The following is a 16,975-nucleotide window of genomic DNA, read 5'->3' as shown; positions in this document are numbered from 1 at the left end:
ATCGGATGGATCACACCTTCGATGCCCCGCCCGCGGACCGTGAACTCCTGCACTTCGCCGTCGACTTGGCCACGCGTGCCGGGCAGATGTCCGCGCGGGGCTTCTTCGGGGAATGGGGGAGCCGCCGCAAGGACGACGGCAGCGAGGTCACCGAGATCGACCTGGCGGTCGAGGAACTGGTCAGGAGCGAGCTGGCCCGCCACGTGCCCGAGGACGGCGTCTACGTCGAGGAGATGGGAGCGACGGCCGGGATGTCGGGGAGGCGGTGGATCATCGACCCGATCAACGGCACCACGTCGTTCACCCGCCGGTGGCCGGTGTTCTCGAACGACATCGCCTACGAGGACGAATACGGCCCCGCGATAGGCGTGATCAACCTGCCCATGAGCCGGCAGATGGTCGCGGCCGGACGCGGTCTGGGCTGCTGGGTGCTGACCGGGGAGAACCCGGATCCGGCGTCGGGCCACCCTGCCCGGGTCACCGGACGGACCAGCACGCGTGGGGCGAGGACCCAGGCGCTCAACCCGGCAGGCTGGCCCGAGGAACTACTCACCGCCCTTCACCGGGAAGTCTTCCTGATGGCGTCGATGGGCTGCGTCGTGGACCTCGTCACCGGCCGGGCGGACGCCGTCGTGGTCGCCGGTCCGCCGATGGGGTACGAAGACGTGGCTCCCCTGCCGGTCATCGTGGCGGAGGCAGGCGGCCGGGTTACCGACCTGGGCGGCGGGTCCGTACTGGAAGGCGACATGACGGTGCTGGCCACCAACGGCCTGCTGCACGATGCGGTCCTGGACCTGGTCAAGGACCTGCCGCGCAGCCGTGACCTGCGCGCCCTGGATGACGGTGTGTAGCGCGAAGGGCGTGAACGTGCAGCCGCAGGCCGTGGCGGGAGTGGAGGGGGGGTACGGAGGGGCTCTGACGCCGCACTCCCTCCGTCCCGGACCGGTCGGTCACGGCTTGGCTCGATCGGCAGCCCGCCCCTCCGATCCGAACCCTCCCGCGGCTCCGACCGGGTGGCGGCCGGGCGGCTCGCCCGTGGAATGCCGTGGCTCAGCCGTCGTGGACGCGAGAGTGACCCGTGCCCGTCGCCGCCGTGGATAGAGGAGCCCCGCCATGAACCAGCCCTCCGCCGGACCGGCCGGAGCGGACACCTTCCTGGCCGTGTGCAGCCACACACACCTCTTCCCGGGGGCCCGCTGCCGCGTCCAGGGGCTTCCTGACGCCTCTGCCTTCGCGGCGGACCCGTGGCCGGTCGAACTGCGGCTGCGTCTGTCCGACGACGTGGTCACCGAGGCGGAGTTGCGCACCGAAGACGGGCCGGGCCCCGTGCTCGCCGTCCCCGCCTACACCACCGGTGCCGGCACCGCCATCGACCCCCGCACCTGGCTGATCCGAGAGTTCAGCCGGGCGGGAGACGACGTCGAGCTGACCATCGGGGGCCACGCCGAGCCCTGACGGCCCGGCCCGACCCGGTACGGCCCGTCGGACAGCCCTCGCACCAGCGAAAACGGCGTGGCCAACCCCATGCGGCGGGGACGGCTGTGTGTCAGCCGGTGATGGAGAAGAAGACGGTGTCCTGGGTGTACCAGTCGATGTCCTGGCTCACCACCCATTCCTCGTGCTCGCAAGTGAGCTTCTCGACGAGCTGGTCGAGATCGTAGGTGAAGGCCTCGTCGACACGGTCCAGAACCGCCCGGTAGGCATCGGCCGCGGGCAGCGTCTTCTCCAGCGGCCAGTAGCCGAAGCGTTCCATGGCGTCTTCGGTCGACGGCAGCGAGAAGGGCAACCCGGCGGGCAGGCCGCCCATGATGAAACCCCCGGGCAGCAGGTCAGCAGGCACGCCCAGGCGGAGCAACTCCTTGTCCAGCTCGCCGAAGAAGGTGGCGGGCCTGGAGAACGTCCCCAAGTCCATCGGGTCCGACGCGTTGCAGTCGATGACGACCTGCATGGCGGCCGCATACGCGTTGCCGGCGGCAACGGCGGTTGAGGACGCGTGCCCGGCCAGGAGGTGCTCCAGCGCCTCCGGCACCGTCAGTTCCCACCCCAGATCCTGCCTGTCGATCTCCTTCTGCGCGCCCCGCGCTTCCTCGCGCATGATGCCCGCAAGCCGCCGCTGCTCATCCGTGAATCGCCCTGCGGCGCCCAGGAATCCGATGACGTGCGATGTATCCGCCGTGCTGTACGAGATGATCCGACTCATGCCACGACGCTACCCGGCCGCACTGACAAACCCCCTTGGGGGTCGGGCGTTCCACCGGGTTCCGACGTCGCAGCACGTTGCTCCGGAGCCGACCGACAATGATCGTCATGACGTCTCTCCACTCCAACCCCCTCTTCGCTCGGCTCGCCGAGGCCGAACGCATCCTCGTCGCGGGCGCGGGCGGCGGCTTCGACATCTATTCCGGGCTGCCGCTGGCTCTCTCGCTCCTGCACCAGGGCAAGCAGGTGTATCTCGCGAACCTCTCCTTCAGCGCACTCGAAGGTCTCCCGAGCGAAGACTGGGCCGCCCCCGACCTGGCCGCCGTCACCCCGGAAACCGCCTTGCACCAGGCGTACTTCCCCGAGCGGACCCTCGCTCAGTGGCTCCGCCGGCACGGCTACCCGTCCACGGTGTACGCCTTTCCCCAGACCGGGGTGCGTCCGCTGCGCGCCGCCTACCAGGCGCTGACGGAGCTGCACCACATCGACGCCGTGGTGCTGGTCGACGGCGGTACGGACATTCTGATGCGCGGTGACGAAGCCGGGCTCGGCACTCCCGAGGAGGACATGGCCAGCGTGGCGGCGCTGGCGGCCCTGGACGGCATACCGACGCGGCTCGTCGTTTCCGTCGGCTTCGGTGTGGACGCGTACCACGGCGTCAACCACGTACAGGTGTTGGAGAACATCGCGGCGCTGGAGCGCGACGGCGCCTACCTCGGCGCCTTCTCCATTCCGCGAGCCACTCGCGAGGGCGGGCTCTACCTCGACGCGGTGACGCACGCGGAGCAGCACACCGCGGAGCGTCCCAGCATCGTGAACGGTTCCGTCGCGGCGGCCGTGCGCGGCGAATTCGGAGACGTCCGGTTCACCGACCGCACCCGGGGCAGTGAGCTGTTCGTGAACCCGCTGATGTCCCTGTACTTCGCCTTCGACCTCCCCGGCCTGGCAGCCCGTTGCCTCTATCTCGACCGGATCGAGGAGACCCATCTGATGCGCCAAGTGCACGCGCGGATCGCCGAGTTCCGCGAAACCGTCGTGACCCGTCCGCCACGCAGCTTCCCGCACTAACCCGTCGAGGTCACGCCCGCTGTGCGCCGGCCGGGCCGTCGGGGGTCCTGCCCCCTCGGCAGAGGGAGCGCTTGCCGCTTGCCCCGCGTCGGCGCGACGGCCGATCGCGTCACTGCGACCCCGCGGCCACGAGCGTCGCGGTGATCGGTTCGAGTTCCCTGATCAGCTCGTCGAGTTCCGCGGGGGACAGCGCGTCGTAGGGTGGGGCGGCGAGCTCATCGGTCAGGGCCTCGATGCGTTGCCGTGTCCGGCGGCCGGCATCGGTGAACCGGCCGTCGGTGTCGACGAGTCCGCGCTCGTACAAGCCGTTCATGACCGCGGCCAGCCGTTCCTCGGGCAGGTGATGGATGCGGCCGAACGATTGCGGCGGGTGGATGCCCTGCGCCAGTGCGGAGAGAACGTGGGCCTCGGTGCCGCCGATGCGTGCGCCGACGAGAGCGGCGACGTGGCCGTCACCGCGGTGCTCGCGCAGCATGGTCGCGCAATGCCACAGCCGGGCGACCGGATCGCCCGGCACCGCGATGGTGCGCATCCCGGCGTACATCACCCGACCTTCCGTGGGCGCGCTCGTCGCGGCTTTCGCGGTGAGGTCCGCGGCGCGTACGAGACCGGGGGAGCCGGCCAGCCGCTCGCCGAGGATCCTGCGCAGGGATGCCGCGCTGCCACGCTCCCGCGCGGCGACGGACGCCTCGGGCGGGATCGTCTCCCACGCGCGCGGGATGTGCCGCGCGGCCTCACCTTCGGCGAAGTTGTAGAAGGCCGCGTGCACGACCTGCGCCGGCACCCGCCCCAGGGGCGCCGCGCGGCTGGCGAAGTAGCCGTCCCAGTAGGTGGGGTGGCCGAGCGCGGCCAGCTCCTGGTTGCACTCGTCGGCGCAGTAGGTGACCAGGCAGACGGGTTCCAGGAGCTCGAACATGCGGCGAGCGGTGTGCGTCATGGCCCCATCATGACGCGAGCGATTCGAGTCCGTCCCCAAGCACCGGAAGGCCGGTTCCGCCCCGCGCCCCGCGCCCCGCTCCCGAGCGCCGGAAGGCCGGATCCGTCCCGGGCCGGGGCGGCAGAGGCTCCGTCCGCGCGGACGTCCGCGCGGCCGTCGAAGGGGCGCGGGGCGCGGCCCCGGCATTGCGTCCGCGGCGCCCCTGGGCGCATCGCGCCCGGTAACTACCGCTTCGCGCGGTGCAGTTGCGCTGCTGGAGCGGCCCGAAACCCATGGCGACGCGCGGCGCACGGTCGCCCCGTACGCCCGGCCCCGGGGCGGCGTGGACGCAGCCGTACCGGCCGTCCATGTACTGCTGGGTGACGGCGTCCATCAGCTCGGCACCGCGATCGGCCAGGTCGCCGCGACCGGTTCCGACACGGACAAGTCGGTGGCGGCGCAGGTTCTCCTGGAGGCTCGCAGGGCTCAGTACGAACTGCTGGCCGCCAGTGAGTGACGCCCAGGTGCGCGACGCGTGCACCGTCGGCATCGTCAGAGGCAGTCCGGCACACGCCGCGCTCCCTCCGTGTTTTCCCCGGCCGTGGCCGCAGGGTGACCGGCCACGGCCGGACGACTCCCGCCGCCCGCCTCACCGGTCCGGTTGGAGCGCGGCCCAGCCGTTTTCGAGCAGGTCGAAGGCGCGGACGACGGCTTCACGGGAATCGTCGTGGCCGCGGGCGGCGCGGGGCGCTTCGAGGGCGAAGTGGGCCAGGGCCCTGCAGGCGGGATCGTCTTGGGGCAGCCCGGATTCCTCCTGGATGGCGCGGGCCAGAGCGTCGGTGTGGCGCAGCCACATGGCCTGCTGGTAGTCGCGCAGTGCCGGGGTGCTGTTGATCAGCGCGAAGAATTCGCTGAAGCGCGGATCGGCGTGGATCGCCGCCATGCGGGTGCTCAGTGCGTGCTCGCGCAGGGCCGCGGGGATCGACCGGCCTTCGGGCCGGTCGCGCACCGCGGCCAGCAATCCGGCTTCCTTGTCGGCCTCCTCGTCGAAGACGAGGGCCTCCTTGACCGGGAAGTGCTTGAAGAGCGTGGTCGTGGAGACATCGGCGGCGTCCGCGATCTCGCGGATGCCGACGTCGTCGTACCCGCGCTCCAGGAACAGGCGCAGCGCTGCGTCCGCGATGGCCTGGCGGGTGGCGGCCTTCTTCCGCTCGCGCCGCCCCACGGGCGCGACCGGTGCGAGGGAGGTCTCTTTCTCGGGCATGCCTCCACCCTACCTCTCTGGTTGTGTCGATGAAAAAGGTGAACTGTTGCACTTATTAATCCGTTGTGCTTTTCTGGGGAGGCGGGCACCGGGCAGGATCCGGGACCCGCCCCTCTGTCTTCCCTCTCACGCCCGAAAGGGGTGATCGGCCATGCCCACGACCGCCTCCCTGCCTTCCGCAGGCCCCACGGCCGTACCGGCCGTACCGAAAAACGTGCGCTGGGTACTGCTCGGCGTCATGCTCGCGATGCTGCTGTCGATGCTCGACAACATGGTCGTCAGCACCGCGATGCCGACGATCGTCGGCGACCTCGGCGGCCTGGAGCACATCTCCTGGGTCGTCACCGCCTACACGCTCGTCACCGCCGTCACCACGCCGATCTGGGGCAAATGCGGCGACCTCTTCGGTCGCAAGTCCCTCTACCTGGCCTCGATCGCCGTGTTCATCGCCGGGTCCGCCCTGTGCGGAGCCGCGCAGTCGATGGGCGAGCTGATCGCGTTCCGCGTCGTGCAGGGCATCGGCGCCGGCGGCATCGGCGCGGGCGCCTTCGCGCTGATCGGCGCCCTCGTCCCGCCGCGCGAGCGCGGCAAGTACCAGGGCATGACCGCCTCCGTCATGGCGATCGGCACCATCGGCGGCCCGCTCCTCGGCGGGTTCGTCACCGGCCACTTCGACTGGCGCTGGGCCTTCTACATCAACCTGCCGCTCGGTCTGGCCGCCCTGGTGTGGCTGGGACTGAAACTGCACCTGCCCGCCCAGCGCATCCGGGCGAAGATCGACTGGGCGGGCATCGCGCTGCTGACCCTGTCCATCACCGCGATCGTCCTGGCCGCCACGTGGGCGGGCAGCACCTACGCCTGGGGCTCCTGGCAGATCCTGTCGCTGGGCGCGGTCGTGGCCGTGAGTGTGGCCCTGTTCGTCTTCGTCGAGAAGCGCGTCGATGAGCCTCTGCTCCCGCTGAGCGTGTTCACGGGACACCGGAACTACCCGCTCGCCATGGTCATGATCCTCGCCGCGGGTGTGGTCCTGTTCGGCGCGGGCCTCTACCTGCCGCTGTATCAGCAGACGGTCCAGGGAGCATCGGCGACCAATTCCGGCCTGCTGATGCTGCCGATGATGATCCCCGTCGTGATCGTCTCGACCCTCGCCGGAAAGGTCATGTCCGCCACGGGGAAGTACAAGGTCTTCCCCGTCGTCGGCACCCTGTTCCTGGTCGCCGGGCTCGGCCTGCTGGCCACCATGGACGTCCACACCTCGTACCTGCTCACCGGCCTGTACATGGTCCTCGTCGGCATCGGCCTCGGCTTCACGATGCAGATGGCCGGCACCATCGCCCAGAACAGCGTCTCCCTGCGCGACATGGGCGCGGCCATGAGCTCGGTCAACCTCTTCCGCAGCCTGGGCGGGTCCCTCGGAGTCGCGGTGTTCGGCTCGCTGTTCACCCGTGCCGTCCGGCCCGCCCTCCCGGCCGGCGGCGACCCCGGCCCGGACGCGCTGCGACACCTTCCCGCCGGAGCCAAGGATGCCTACCTCACCGCGGTCACGGACGGCACCGGTCACATCTTCCTCACCGCCGCGCTCGTCTGCGCCCTCGCCTTCGCCGCCGCGCTCTTCGTCATCGAAGTCCCGCTGAAGAAGGCAGGCCCGCCGGCGCCCGCCGATGGCCGCGAGCCCTCCGAGATCTCCGGGAAGGCCCCCGTCGCCCCCGGCCGCTGACACCCACGCCCGTAGGGTCCGGCAGCACTGCCGGACCCTGCGAAAGGAGCACCACCATGAACACCACTCCCACCGCGCCCGCACCCCGCATCGCGATCATCGGAGCCGGCCCAGGCGGTCTGACCTGCGCCCGCATTCTCCAGCGCCACGGCATCGCCGTCACTGTGTACGACCGCGACAGCGGTCCCGGCGCCCGGGACCAGGGCGGGACCCTGGACCTGCACGAGGACAACGGCCAGATCGCCCTGCGCGAGGCCGGGCTCCTGGAGGAGTTCTTCCGCATCTGCCGCCCCGAGGGGCAGGAGATGCGCCAGCTGGACCCCGCGGGCACGATCCTCTTCCGCCACACCCCCGACGAGGGCGAACGCTTCAAGCCGGAGATCGACCGCGGTGACCTCCGCGACCTGCTGCTGAACTCGCTCGAACCCGGCACCGTCCGCTGGGGCCACACCCTGCGGTCCGTCGACGGCTCCGCGGAAGGCCCCCGTCGGCTGCGCTTCGACGACGCCAGCGCCATCGAAGCCGACCTCGTCATCGGCGCCGACGGCGCCTGGTCGACGGTGCGCCGCGCGGTTTCCCCGGCCCTCCCCGAATACACCGGCGTCAGCTTCCTCGAAGGATGGTTCCACGACGTCGAGAGCCGTCACCACGAGGTCGCCGCACTTGTCGGTCAGGGCGGCGCCGCCGCGGCCGACGGCGAACGCGGCCTGTTCGCCCAGCGCAACAGCGGTGACCACATCCGCGTGTACGTCATCCAGCGCGTCCCCGCCGACTGGATCGCCGCGAGCGGCCTGACCGTCCAGGACACCGAGGCCGTCCGCGCCCACCTCCTCGAGCAGTACCGGGACTGGTCACCGGCTCTGCGCAGGCTCATCACCGACAACGACGGCGTCTACGTCGACCGCCCCATCAACGCCCTTCCCGTTCCGCACACTTGGGAACACAACCCCACCGTCACCCTCCTCGGCGACGCCGCCCACCTCATGCCCCCGCTCGGCGGCGGCGTCAACCTCGCCCTGCTCGACGCATGCGAACTCGCCCTCGCCCTGTCCGACAGCGACGGCGTCGCCGAGGCCGTCCGCGTCTACGAGAAGACGATGCTGCCCCGCTCCACCGACATTCAGCGGCTCCTGGACCACGGCGCCGAAGAGCTGCTCTCCACCGGCCTCCCCGACTTCGCTGCCCAAGAAGCCCCCCAAGACGCCGCCCTGGCCGCCCCCCAAGAAGCCCGCTGAGCCGACGCGGCTGCCCCCGACGCGTTCGGTCAGGTCTCCGCGAGGATCTCCCCGCCGAGCATGCCGGGCGTGGCGTGTCCGGACAGGGCCCGCGTCAGGTCGCGTTCGGCGAGCAGACAGCGGATGACCCGCACCCTCGTCCCGCTGCCCCTCCCTCATGCCTACGGGCATGCCTACGGGCTGATCGTGATCCTGGCGGGCTGGCAGTCGACAAGCCCTCAACTCACTGTGCCGCAAAGCTGGTTCGACCCCGAGGAGCGGCTCGGCCCCGTGCAGCGCCACCGCATCCAACGGGCCACGCTCGTCTCCAGCACGCTCCAGACGCTGCTGTCCCACCCGCTGCACCGTCGAGATGCACGACGACGCCGACAACGCGCTGCCCACCGGCCGGGCGAGATCGCGCCGCCATCCGCCTGGCGGGCCCGACGGGTGCCGCCGGACACCCGTCGGGCCCGCGCCGGACGACCGGGCGGGACTCGCCGGACAACGCCGACGGGCCCCGCTGGACGTCTCGCGGGAATGCGCTAGATGACGCCCTGGGCGAGCATCGCGTCGGCGACCCGCTCGAAGCCGGCGATGTTGGCGCCCGTCACGTAGTCGCCGGGGGCGCCGTAGCGCTCGGCCGTCTCGTGGCTGACCGCGTGGATGGACCGCATGATGCCGGCGAGCTCGTCCTCCACCCGCTCACGGCTCCACGAGACCCGGCTCGCGTTCTGGGCCATCTCCAGCGCGCTGACGGCGACACCGCCCGCGTTGGCCGCCTTGCCCGGCCCGAAGGCCACACCCGCCTCCTGGAAGAGGTGCACGGCCTCGGGCGTGGTGGGCATGTTCGCTCCCTCGGAGACCGCCTTGACGCCGCTCGCGATGAGCGTGCGCGCGTCCTGGGCGCCCAGCTCGTTCTGCGTGGCCGAGGGGAAGGCCACGTCCGCCGGCACCTCCCAGACCCGGCCCTCGCGCACGAAGCGGGCGGACGGGCCGCGCCGGGTGGCGTACTCGCTGACGCGGCCCCGCTCGACCTCCTTGATCTGCTTGAGCAGCGCCAGGTCGATGCCCTTCTCGTCCACCACGTAGCCGGAGGAGTCGGATGCCGTGAGCGGGTTGGCGCCCAGCTGCTGGAGCTTCTCGATCGTGTAGAGAGCCACGTTTCCGGAGCCGGAAACCACCGCGCTGAGCCCCTCCAGGGACTCCCCGCGGACCTTCAGCATCTCGGCGGCGAACAGCACGGCGCCGTAACCGGTGGCCTCGGGGCGGATCACGGAACCGCCCCAGCCCTGCCCCTTGCCGGTCAGGACGCCGGCCTCCCAGCGGTTGGTGATCCGCCGGTACTGGCCGAACAGATAGCCGATCTCGCGGCCGCCGACGCCGATGTCACCGGCCGGGACGTCGGTGTGTTCGCCGATGTGCCGGGACAGCTCCGTCATGAACGACTGGCAGAAGCGCATGACTTCGGCGTCGGACCTGCCGCGCGGGTCGAAGTCGCTGCCGCCCTTGCCGCCCCCGATACCGAGGCCGGTCAGGGCGTTCTTGAAGATCTGCTCGAAGCCGAGGAACTTCACCACGCCGATGTCCACCGACGGGTGGAAGCGCAGGCCGCCCTTGTACGGGCCCAGCGCGCTGTTGAACTCCACTCGGTAGCCGCGGTTGACGTGCACCCGGCCGTGATCGTCGGTCCACGGCACCCGGAAGATGATCTGCCGCTCCGGCTCCACGAGCCGCTCGACGAGCCCGGCCTCGGCGTACTCGGGGCGGGCCGCGATGACGGGGCCCAGGGTGTCCAGGACTTCCCGTACGGCCTGGTGGAACTCGGGCTGGCCGGGATTGCGGCGCTCGATGTCCGCCCGCAGTGCGTCCAGCCTGTTCTTGGGGTCGGTCACAATCAGTTTCCTCTCCGAAGCCTGATCCGAGGGCGTGCGGGCCCAGATCACAGTGCCACACCTCGCCCCGCCCGTCGCCGGCGGTCCATCCCTCGGGAATGCCGTTAAGGCTGCGCCACGCCACGTGACTTGCGCCACGCGACGGCTTCCGGCCATGTGCGCCGGGTGACGGCCGGGTCCGTAGTTGAACGTGTTCAAGTCGAGGGTAGGGTTGGGGGGAGACCAAGTGGAGCGGGGGAGTGGTGATGGACGAGGGGTGGCTTCGGACCTGCGCTGTCCGATACTGCGCGGTGTTCGGGATCGGCTGGATCGTGACGGCGGTGTGTGGCCCTCCGGGTGACGATCCGCATCAGCCGGGCAGGTTCGTGGAGATGTCGAGATTCGACTCCTTCAAGGACTACATGTCCGCTGCGCCCGGCTTCTTCCTGTGGATCGGTGTGCCGTCGTTGCTCATCCTGATGGTGATGGCATGCCGAGCCCGAAAAGTACCCATGGAGCAACTCAGGGTGCAGACGGGGCTCTTCCTGCTTCTCCCGCTGTGCTTCGTCCTGGTGGCGGGAGGGGCGGTCATCGTGCTCGTCCACGTGGTGGCGCTGGCAGGGTTCGTGGCCCTCATTCCGGTGCCGGAAGCCGAGGAGGGGAGCTGAGCGAGACAGGCGGGAGAGGCCGCCCCGAGGGAGGCCGGCCCGCGTGCTCCGCCCGTCGGGGCGGTCCGGAGCTTCCGGCCGTCCGGTCCCTTCCGGGGCGCCCTCTGGTACGCGCCGCAGAGCGCGCCTGGGGTGGACGTTCACCCGAATGCCTGTTCATCGGGGCCGGGCCGGGGCGCCCGTGGTGCTCTGGAGTGCTGCCACTTCAAGGAGGCCGCCATGTACGAAATGCACGTCGGCGCAGCCGTCACCGGTGCCCATCAGGTGTGGCACGTCGTCGCCCACAACCAGCGGACCACCCTGTGTGGTCAACCCTTCGAGCCTGCGGAGAACAAGGAGACCGACCACCACTGCCTGCCTTGCATGACTGTCTTCCAACGCCTCGTGCAAACAGTCGAGCCTGCCTGACCCGCACCGCCCCGGCCCGGGATCGCCGGGAAGGTGACCGCCACGTCGGCCGTGTCCCGGTCGTGCGGCAGCCCCCGCGAGGACGCGGGGGCGCAGCCGCGGTTGGCGTACCGCGCCCGCGCGGACCAGCCCCGGCGGGTCGCTCAGCGGCCGCACCGCGCCGGACGGTGCGCGGCGGGGGTTCCGCGGCCGCGCGGCGGCCCACAGGGGCCGACGTAGGATGACCGGACTGTCGCGCGGCCGGTCACCGCGCTGCCGATGCCGTACGGATGCCGCCCTGCCGCCCGCTGTCGTGGACGATCCGGCCCGGACGCGGCAACCGGCGCGGGCGGCGCTCGAATTCATGTGATTCCTATGACGGAGGCGAATGTGCTGATCACTGTCGCGGACGTGGAAGCCGCGGCCGAGCGGATCGCCGGGCATGTCATCAGGACCCCGACGGTGACAAGCCCGGGTCTTTCCGCGCTCCTGGGTGCGCCGGTCACCGCGAAACTGGAACTCCTGCAACGCACAGGCTCCTTCAAAGCGCGGGGCGCGACGGCGAAGTTGCTTTCCCTCGGTGACGCCGAACGCGCCGCCGGGGTCGCAGCGGTGAGCGGCGGCAACCACGGCATCGCCGTGGCAGTCATGGCCGGCGCGCTGGACATCCGGGCGACCGTCGTCATGCCCCGGTCCGCCCCCGGCCGCGCCGTGGAAATCGCCGAGGCCGCCGGGGCGAGCGTCATCCTCGCCGACACCATGGCCGACGCGTTCGCCCTCGTGGAAGAGCTACGGACCAAGGGGCTCACCCTGGTCCACCCCTTCGACGACCCCGTCGTCATCGCGGCCCAGGGCACGGTCGGTCTGGAATTCGCGGAAGACGCCGGGCAGTTCACCGACGTACTCGTCAGCATCGGCGGCGGAGCCCTGATTTCCGGCGTCGCCACCGCCCTGCACGCGCGTCGCCCCGGCGTACGCGTCTGGGGCGTGGAGACCGAAGGCGCACGCGCGATGTCGGAGGCCCTGGCCTCCGGTGGGCCCGTACCGGTCCAACTGTCCTCGATCGTCTCGACGCTGAGTGCCCCCAGCGCCTCGCGGCTCACCTACGAGCACGTCTCGGCGCTGGTCACCGACGTCCTGACAGTGACCGACGCCGAGGCGGTCCAGGGAACCCTCGATCTGGCCGACCACGCGAAGGTCTGGGCCGAGCCCGCCGCAGGCTGCCTGCTTCCCGCGGCACGCCAGGTACTGGAACGCGTCGGCGCGGATGCCAGGCTCGGCCTGGTGGTGTGCGGCGGCAACACGACCCCCGCCGACGTCGCCGTCTGGACCGAACGCTTCGGGCTGCGCTGACCGCGCCGCGTACGCCTCGTGCTACTTCCCGTCCTGATCGGTCCAGACGCCGTGGTGTCGCACGCAGCCGCCGTCGGCGACAACCAGGCCTTCGCCGGTGCGCCGGCCGGGGCTCAGTGACAGGGTGACCCCGTCATCGGTGGTGCGGATCTCCTGCAGGCCCGTCTCCTTGCCGGTCACGGGATCCGCCTGCGGCCGCGTGGTCACCTTCAACCCCTGCTCGGTCCACCTCTTGCGGAGGGTGACCACCGCGGCGCGGTACCCGGCGTCGCCGTCACCGAAGTCCGGGGCCCAGGTGACGGTCGGCTGATCGCGTTCGGTGTCGTCCCCGTCGACGCCGAGGTCGTCCTTGCAGGAGGCGTCGGAGCTGGACCTGTCCAGGACCACGGAGCTGGGAATCGCGCCCAGGGAGCGGACGACGTCCTCGCCGGCAGCCTGCGTATCGCGAACGTGCTCCAGAAACTGCGCTTCGGAGCGGACCGAGCCGCCCGACATGGCCGTACAGCCCTCCGCGACCCCGACGAACAGCAGAATCACGGCGGCTGCGGCACCGGACAGCCACAGAGCAGGACCCAGACCGTGTGAAGCGGAGCCCTCACCGGAGGGAGCGGGGACCTGGGCGGAGGGGGGATTCGGGGTCGGCGTCATGGGGCCATCCCAGCAGCCGGGCCAGGGCCGCCGGCACCGTTGTCCTACTCAGGTGTCCTACTCAGTTACGTATCCGAGTCACGTACTCACGCGGCGGGGGCGGCCTGCCGCAACGACTGCGGAGGGTGGCCGCGCTCGGCGCGATCGAGACCAGGTACGCCCAGCGCGGCAGGACGTGCGGAACATCGACCTCAGCGACCCCAGCGCCGATCTCACCGTCGCACGGCGAGGTCAAGCGATGAGCAGGCGCAGGCCGAGGTCTGCCGCGTCGAGGTCGGCGAGGTCCTTGTTGCGTTCGGCCCAGCGGCCGGAGTCGAGGTCGTCCCCGAGGCTGCGCACCGCCCGCTCCTCGGCCTTCGGCCCGACCCTCGTCCACACCGACATCGCACGGCGCACGCGATCGTCCAGATACGCCCCCGGCCTGCGCCAGTACGCCTCGAACAGGCCGTCGGCACAGTCCCACGGGACGGGCACCGGCTCGACGCGGGCGCCGATCGCGCCGGCCATCGCGGCGAGCGGGGGAAAGTCCGCGAGGACGCCGGCGAACTCGGGCAGGTAGTCGCGGGTGAGCCAGAACCGGTCCTGCCACCGGGGCTCGTCGGTGTCGAACGTCAGCACCACCACGCGGCGGGCCACGCGCCGCATCTCGCGCAGCCCCGCGAACGGTTCCCCCCAGTGGTGAACGGTCGACACGGCCATCGCGACATCGAAGGACTCGTCCTCGAACGGCAGGTTCTCCGCCGCGGCCGCCACACACGGCGCCGAGCCGGCGGGCCGCTGTCCCCGCATGACCGCCGACGGCTCCACCGCGGTCACATCGCGAGCGGTGGGCTCGTAAAAACCGGTGCCGGCCCCCACGTTCAGCACCGTCCGCGCGTCCCCGAGCGCGTCCCAGATCTGCGCGGCGATCCGTGGCTCGGTACACCGTGTCGCGGGGTAGGCGCCGCCGATCGCGTCGTACAACTGCGGACCCAGCATCTCCAGTTGCTCCTCCGGTGTCACGGTCAGCCCCTTCGCCCGTGTCTCGATCTCCCTGTCGAGGGCCGCCACCATGGAGTCGGCGCGATCACGCCGTTCCACCAGCAGGCCGCGCAGCCGGCGCAGGTGCGCGACCGCGTCGGTGGACGGGTCGTCGACCAGTTCCGCGACGTCGCGCAGGGCGAAGCCCAGCCGCCGGTAGGCCAGCACCTACCTGAGCCGCTCCACGTCGTCCGCCGAGTACGCCCGGTACCCGGCCGCGGTCCGCGTCGACGGGCGCACGAGCCCGATCTCGTCGTAGTGATGCAGCGTGCGGACGCTCACGCCGGCCAGTTCCGCCACGCGTCCCACGATCCAGTGATCTTCCACGGCACCGACTATGCGGCCTGACGCCACGTGAGGGTCAAGAGCCTCCTTGAACCTCTTGAGCCTCGGGCCGGCGCATCCACGCGTCCAGGAGCCGCAGCGCCTCTTCGGAGCCGGTGCCCGCCTCGGCGGTGTAGACGCTCAACCGCTGGTCCGGGTCGGCGGGCAGGGTGAGCGACTCGTAGTTGAGGGTGAGCGGGCCGACGACCGGGTGGTGGAAGTGTTTGGTGCCGTGCGTGTGCCGATACACGTTCTGGTCGGCCCACCAGCCGCGGAAGTCCTCGTCCGCGATGGAGAGTTCGCCGACGAGTTCGGCCAGCAGCGGGTCGTGGGGGTGGCGTCCCGCGTCGCGCCGGAGCGAGGCGACGATGTCGTGGGCGTGGGTGTCCCAGTGGGTGTACAGCGAACGGGCGGTCTCGTCGCAGAACATGAACCGCACCAGGTTCCGCTCGCGGTGCGGCAGCGCCTCGAAGTCGGTGAGCAGCGCACGTGCCATCCGGTTGGACGCGAGTACGTCAAGTCGCCGCCCCAGCACAAGGGCGGGGGTGTGATCGAGGATCCGGAGCAGGTCGCGCAGCCCAGGGCGCACCGGCTGCGGTCGCGTCGTCGCGCGGCGGGTCCTGCCGGGGCCGGGCTTGGCGAGCTGGAACAGATGCGCGCGTTCGACGGGGTCGAGGCGCAGCGCGCGCGAGATGGCGTCAAGCACGGTCTCGGAGACGTTCAGCCGGCGTCCGCGTTCCAGGCGTATGTAGTAATCGACGCTCACACCCGCCAGATGTGCGATCTCTTCGCGGCGCAGTCCCGGCACGCGCCGGTGGCCGCCGTCGTCGGACAGGCCCGCCTGGCGCGGCGTGATCCGAGCTCGCCGGGAGCGGAGGAACTCACCGAGAAGTGTGTTGCGGTCCATGCGTTCACGATAGGGCCCACGATCGCCCCGACGGCCGGCGAAAGGGGGTCTGGCAGTCCCCCGGTCCGGCGGTCCCCGGGGCGAAGCGGACCCCCAGGAAGCCGGTCGGCGGCGGATTTCGGTGCTGAAGTGAAACGCATCGGGACCGGTCGTGGCCCAACTCGCCCTCGGCCGCCCCCTGTTCGCATCGCACGAAGGGAACCCCTGTGTCGGACACCAAGACATTCCTGATCACCGGCGTCAGTACCGGCCTGGGCCGCGCACTCGCGCGCGCGGCGCTGGCCACGGGTCATCGGGTGGTGGGCACGGTGCGCACACCCGCCGACGCCCTCGCCTTCGAGGCGCTCACCGGCGACGCGCACGCCCGCATCCTGGACGTGACCGACCACGACGCGGTGGACACGGTCGTGGACGAGACCGAGCGCGACCTGGGTCCGGTCGACGTGCTCGTCGCCAACGCCGGGTACGGCCATGACGGCCTCTTCGAGGAGTCGTCGATGGACGACCTTCGCCGTCAGTTCGAGGTGAACGTCTACGGAACCGTGGCGTTGATCAAGGCCGTGCTGCCGCACATGCGCAAACGACGTTCGGGCCACATCATCGCCGTCACCTCGATGGGCGGCCTGATCACCATGCCGGGCCTCAGCTTCTACCACGGCAGCAAGTTCGCGGTGGAGGGCATCCTCGAAGCACTCGGCAAGGAGATCGCCGCCTTCGGCATCCACGTCACCGCCGTCGAGCCGGGCAGCTTCCGGACCGACTGGGCCGGCCGCTCCATGGTCCGCGCACCCCGCACGATCGCCGACTACGACGAGCTGTTCGAGCCGCTGCGCGCCCGGCGCGTCCAGGGCAGCGGGCACCAGCCGGGCGACCCGGGCAAGGCCGCGGACGCGGTGCTGGCCATCGTGGCGGCCGACCGGCCGCCGACGCGCCTGCTGCTCGGCAACGACGCGCTTCGGCTCGTCCGGGCCGGACGTGAGGCCTTCGAGCGGGACCTGCTGGCATGGGCCGAGTTGTCGGCCTCGACCGACTTCGACGACGCCGGCCGGTCCGCCTGACACCACGCGCGGGCGGAGCGCCACGCGGCGGGGATACAGCGGAAGTTCCCCCGGCACGTGTGCGCTCCGCGCCGAGCAATCGCGCTCCGCACAGCCCAGCCGTATGACCCATTGCGCCGCCGGTGATCGGACCGATTTCGTTCTCGCGCCCTTGCATGTGCCGCAATTCCGTTCCCATTGCGCCGGTTATGCGGCCGTATCCGTGCCGTGCGCCATCCGGCCACAATTTCCTCCGCGGTCGCCGCGTCGAGGATTCGCGCCGACTTTGCCCCTGACACGGCCGTGTGGCCGGCCCGTTCGGGGGTAGAAGGGAGCCGGGTCGGCCGGGGCTCTTGTGCTGGCGGCTTGGCCGCACCCG

General features: G+C 71.1%; 16 protein-coding genes and 1 pseudogene. 10 read left to right on the top strand and 7 right to left on the bottom strand.

Annotation, left to right across the window (positions count from 1 at the left end):
- Nucleotides 1-5: 5 nt before the first annotated feature.
- Complete coding sequence (locus tag OG432_RS00755) at nt 6-851, top strand: inositol monophosphatase family protein (RefSeq protein ID WP_328306612.1); 846 nt, start codon at nt 6-8, stop codon at nt 849-851.
- A gap of 262 nt (nt 852-1,113) precedes the next feature.
- Entirely contained in the window at nt 1,114-1,455 is a 342-nt protein-coding gene (locus OG432_RS00750) for a hypothetical protein (RefSeq protein ID WP_328306610.1), read from the top strand.
- A gap of 91 nt (nt 1,456-1,546) precedes the next feature.
- Here OG432_RS00750 and OG432_RS00745 read toward each other — a convergent pair whose 3' ends face one another.
- A complete protein-coding gene (locus OG432_RS00745; RefSeq protein ID WP_328306608.1) occupies nt 1,547-2,200 on the bottom strand; it encodes a DUF7691 family protein in 654 nt (217 codons plus the stop codon).
- Between the two features lie 107 nt (nt 2,201-2,307).
- Between OG432_RS00745 and OG432_RS00740 the strand changes: the two genes are divergently transcribed.
- Nucleotides 2,308-3,267: a DUF1152 domain-containing protein gene (locus tag OG432_RS00740; RefSeq protein WP_328306607.1), complete on the top strand. Its 960-nt coding sequence runs from the start codon at nt 2,308-2,310 to the stop codon at nt 3,265-3,267.
- Nucleotides 3,268-3,376: 109 nt separating this feature from the next.
- On the opposite strand, the gene OG432_RS00735 is transcribed toward OG432_RS00740, so the two are convergent.
- Nucleotides 3,377-4,204 carry an SCO6745 family protein gene (locus OG432_RS00735; RefSeq protein WP_328306604.1) on the bottom strand — a complete coding sequence of 276 codons (828 nt, stop codon included), beginning with the start codon at nt 4,202-4,204 and terminating at the stop codon, nt 3,377-3,379.
- Between the two features lie 322 nt (nt 4,205-4,526).
- Here OG432_RS00735 and OG432_RS00730 point away from each other — a divergent pair, with 322 nt between their 5' ends.
- A complete protein-coding gene (locus OG432_RS00730) occupies nt 4,527-4,700 on the top strand; it encodes a hypothetical protein (RefSeq protein ID WP_328306602.1) in 174 nt (57 codons plus the stop codon).
- A gap of 132 nt (nt 4,701-4,832) precedes the next feature.
- Here OG432_RS00730 and OG432_RS00725 read toward each other — a convergent pair whose 3' ends face one another.
- Nucleotides 4,833-5,447 carry a TetR/AcrR family transcriptional regulator gene (locus OG432_RS00725; protein WP_328306600.1) on the bottom strand — a complete coding sequence of 205 codons (615 nt, stop codon included), beginning with the start codon at nt 5,445-5,447 and terminating at the stop codon, nt 4,833-4,835.
- A gap of 151 nt (nt 5,448-5,598) precedes the next feature.
- Here OG432_RS00725 and OG432_RS00720 point away from each other — a divergent pair, with 151 nt between their 5' ends.
- Both OG432_RS00720 and OG432_RS00715 read left to right on the top strand, forming a co-directional pair.
- Entirely contained in the window at nt 5,599-7,164 is a 1,566-nt protein-coding gene (locus OG432_RS00720; RefSeq protein ID WP_328306598.1) for an MDR family MFS transporter, read from the top strand.
- A 56-nt stretch (nt 7,165-7,220) separates the two neighbouring features.
- Nucleotides 7,221-8,399 carry an FAD-dependent oxidoreductase gene (locus tag OG432_RS00715; protein ID WP_328306597.1) on the top strand — a complete coding sequence of 393 codons (1,179 nt, stop codon included), beginning with the start codon at nt 7,221-7,223 and terminating at the stop codon, nt 8,397-8,399.
- A 524-nt stretch (nt 8,400-8,923) separates the two neighbouring features.
- On the opposite strand, the gene gdhA is transcribed toward OG432_RS00715, so the two are convergent.
- A complete protein-coding gene (gdhA, locus tag OG432_RS00710; RefSeq protein WP_443058315.1) occupies nt 8,924-10,273 on the bottom strand; it encodes an NADP-specific glutamate dehydrogenase in 1,350 nt (449 codons plus the stop codon).
- A gap of 239 nt (nt 10,274-10,512) precedes the next feature.
- Between gdhA and OG432_RS00705 the strand changes: the two genes are divergently transcribed.
- The 3 genes from OG432_RS00705 (at nt 10,513) to OG432_RS00695 (ending at nt 12,660) form a co-directional block, all read left to right on the top strand.
- Nucleotides 10,513-10,920: a hypothetical protein gene (locus tag OG432_RS00705; RefSeq protein ID WP_328306595.1), complete on the top strand. Its 408-nt coding sequence runs from the start codon at nt 10,513-10,515 to the stop codon at nt 10,918-10,920.
- A gap of 219 nt (nt 10,921-11,139) precedes the next feature.
- Complete coding sequence (locus OG432_RS00700) at nt 11,140-11,328, top strand: hypothetical protein (RefSeq protein WP_328306593.1); 189 nt, start codon at nt 11,140-11,142, stop codon at nt 11,326-11,328.
- Nucleotides 11,329-11,682: 354 nt separating this feature from the next.
- Nucleotides 11,683-12,660 (top strand): threonine/serine dehydratase, encoded by a 978-nt coding sequence (locus OG432_RS00695; protein WP_443058314.1) that lies wholly within the window; start codon nt 11,683-11,685, stop codon nt 12,658-12,660.
- A gap of 21 nt (nt 12,661-12,681) precedes the next feature.
- Here the strand turns inward: OG432_RS00695 and OG432_RS00690 are convergent, their stop codons facing one another.
- From OG432_RS00690 to OG432_RS00680, 3 genes and pseudogenes are all read right to left on the bottom strand, one after another.
- A complete protein-coding gene (locus OG432_RS00690) occupies nt 12,682-13,308 on the bottom strand; it encodes a hypothetical protein (RefSeq protein WP_328306591.1) in 627 nt (208 codons plus the stop codon).
- Nucleotides 13,309-13,539: 231 nt separating this feature from the next.
- A pseudogene (locus tag OG432_RS00685) lies at nt 13,540-14,637 on the bottom strand (MerR family transcriptional regulator).
- Nucleotides 14,638-14,689: 52 nt separating this feature from the next.
- The gene (locus OG432_RS00680; protein WP_328306589.1) at nt 14,690-15,559 is read right to left on the bottom strand and encodes a helix-turn-helix transcriptional regulator; all 870 of its coding nucleotides are present in this window, start codon (nt 15,557-15,559) and stop codon (nt 14,690-14,692) included.
- Nucleotides 15,560-15,765: 206 nt separating this feature from the next.
- On the opposite strand from OG432_RS00680, the gene OG432_RS00675 reads away from it, so the two are divergent.
- Nucleotides 15,766-16,617: an oxidoreductase gene (locus tag OG432_RS00675; RefSeq protein WP_328306587.1), complete on the top strand. Its 852-nt coding sequence runs from the start codon at nt 15,766-15,768 to the stop codon at nt 16,615-16,617.
- Nucleotides 16,618-16,975 lie beyond the last annotated feature (358 nt).

It is taken from the genome of Streptomyces sp. NBC_00442 (genome assembly GCF_036014195.1).
GTDB lineage: Bacteria > Actinomycetota > Actinomycetes > Streptomycetales > Streptomycetaceae > Streptomyces.
This window is presented reverse-complemented; position numbering and strand designations above follow the sequence as displayed.

What these genes read in the sequence shown, in the direction of transcription:
- OG432_RS00715 (WP_328306597.1), top strand. Translation starts at nt 7,221, where the DNA reads ATGAACACCACTCCCACCGCGCCCGCACCCCGCATCGCGATCATCGGA.
- OG432_RS00745 (WP_328306608.1), bottom strand. Translation starts at nt 2,200, where the DNA reads ATGAGTCGGATCATCTCGTACAGCACGGCGGATACATCGCACGTCATC.
- OG432_RS00725 (WP_328306600.1), bottom strand. Translation starts at nt 5,447, where the DNA reads ATGCCCGAGAAAGAGACCTCCCTCGCACCGGTCGCGCCCGTGGGGCGG.
- OG432_RS00680 (WP_328306589.1), bottom strand. Translation starts at nt 15,559, where the DNA reads ATGGACCGCAACACACTTCTCGGTGAGTTCCTCCGCTCCCGGCGAGCT.
- OG432_RS00735 (WP_328306604.1), bottom strand. Translation starts at nt 4,204, where the DNA reads ATGACGCACACCGCTCGCCGCATGTTCGAGCTCCTGGAACCCGTCTGC.
- OG432_RS00720 (WP_328306598.1), top strand. Translation starts at nt 5,599, where the DNA reads ATGCCCACGACCGCCTCCCTGCCTTCCGCAGGCCCCACGGCCGTACCG.
- OG432_RS00750 (WP_328306610.1), top strand. Translation starts at nt 1,114, where the DNA reads ATGAACCAGCCCTCCGCCGGACCGGCCGGAGCGGACACCTTCCTGGCC.
- OG432_RS00740 (WP_328306607.1), top strand. Translation starts at nt 2,308, where the DNA reads ATGACGTCTCTCCACTCCAACCCCCTCTTCGCTCGGCTCGCCGAGGCC.
- OG432_RS00700 (WP_328306593.1), top strand. Translation starts at nt 11,140, where the DNA reads ATGTACGAAATGCACGTCGGCGCAGCCGTCACCGGTGCCCATCAGGTG.
- OG432_RS00755 (WP_328306612.1), top strand. Translation starts at nt 6, where the DNA reads ATGGATCACACCTTCGATGCCCCGCCCGCGGACCGTGAACTCCTGCAC.
- OG432_RS00695 (WP_443058314.1), top strand. Translation starts at nt 11,683, where the DNA reads ATGACGGAGGCGAATGTGCTGATCACTGTCGCGGACGTGGAAGCCGCG.
- OG432_RS00690 (WP_328306591.1), bottom strand. Translation starts at nt 13,308, where the DNA reads ATGACGCCGACCCCGAATCCCCCCTCCGCCCAGGTCCCCGCTCCCTCC.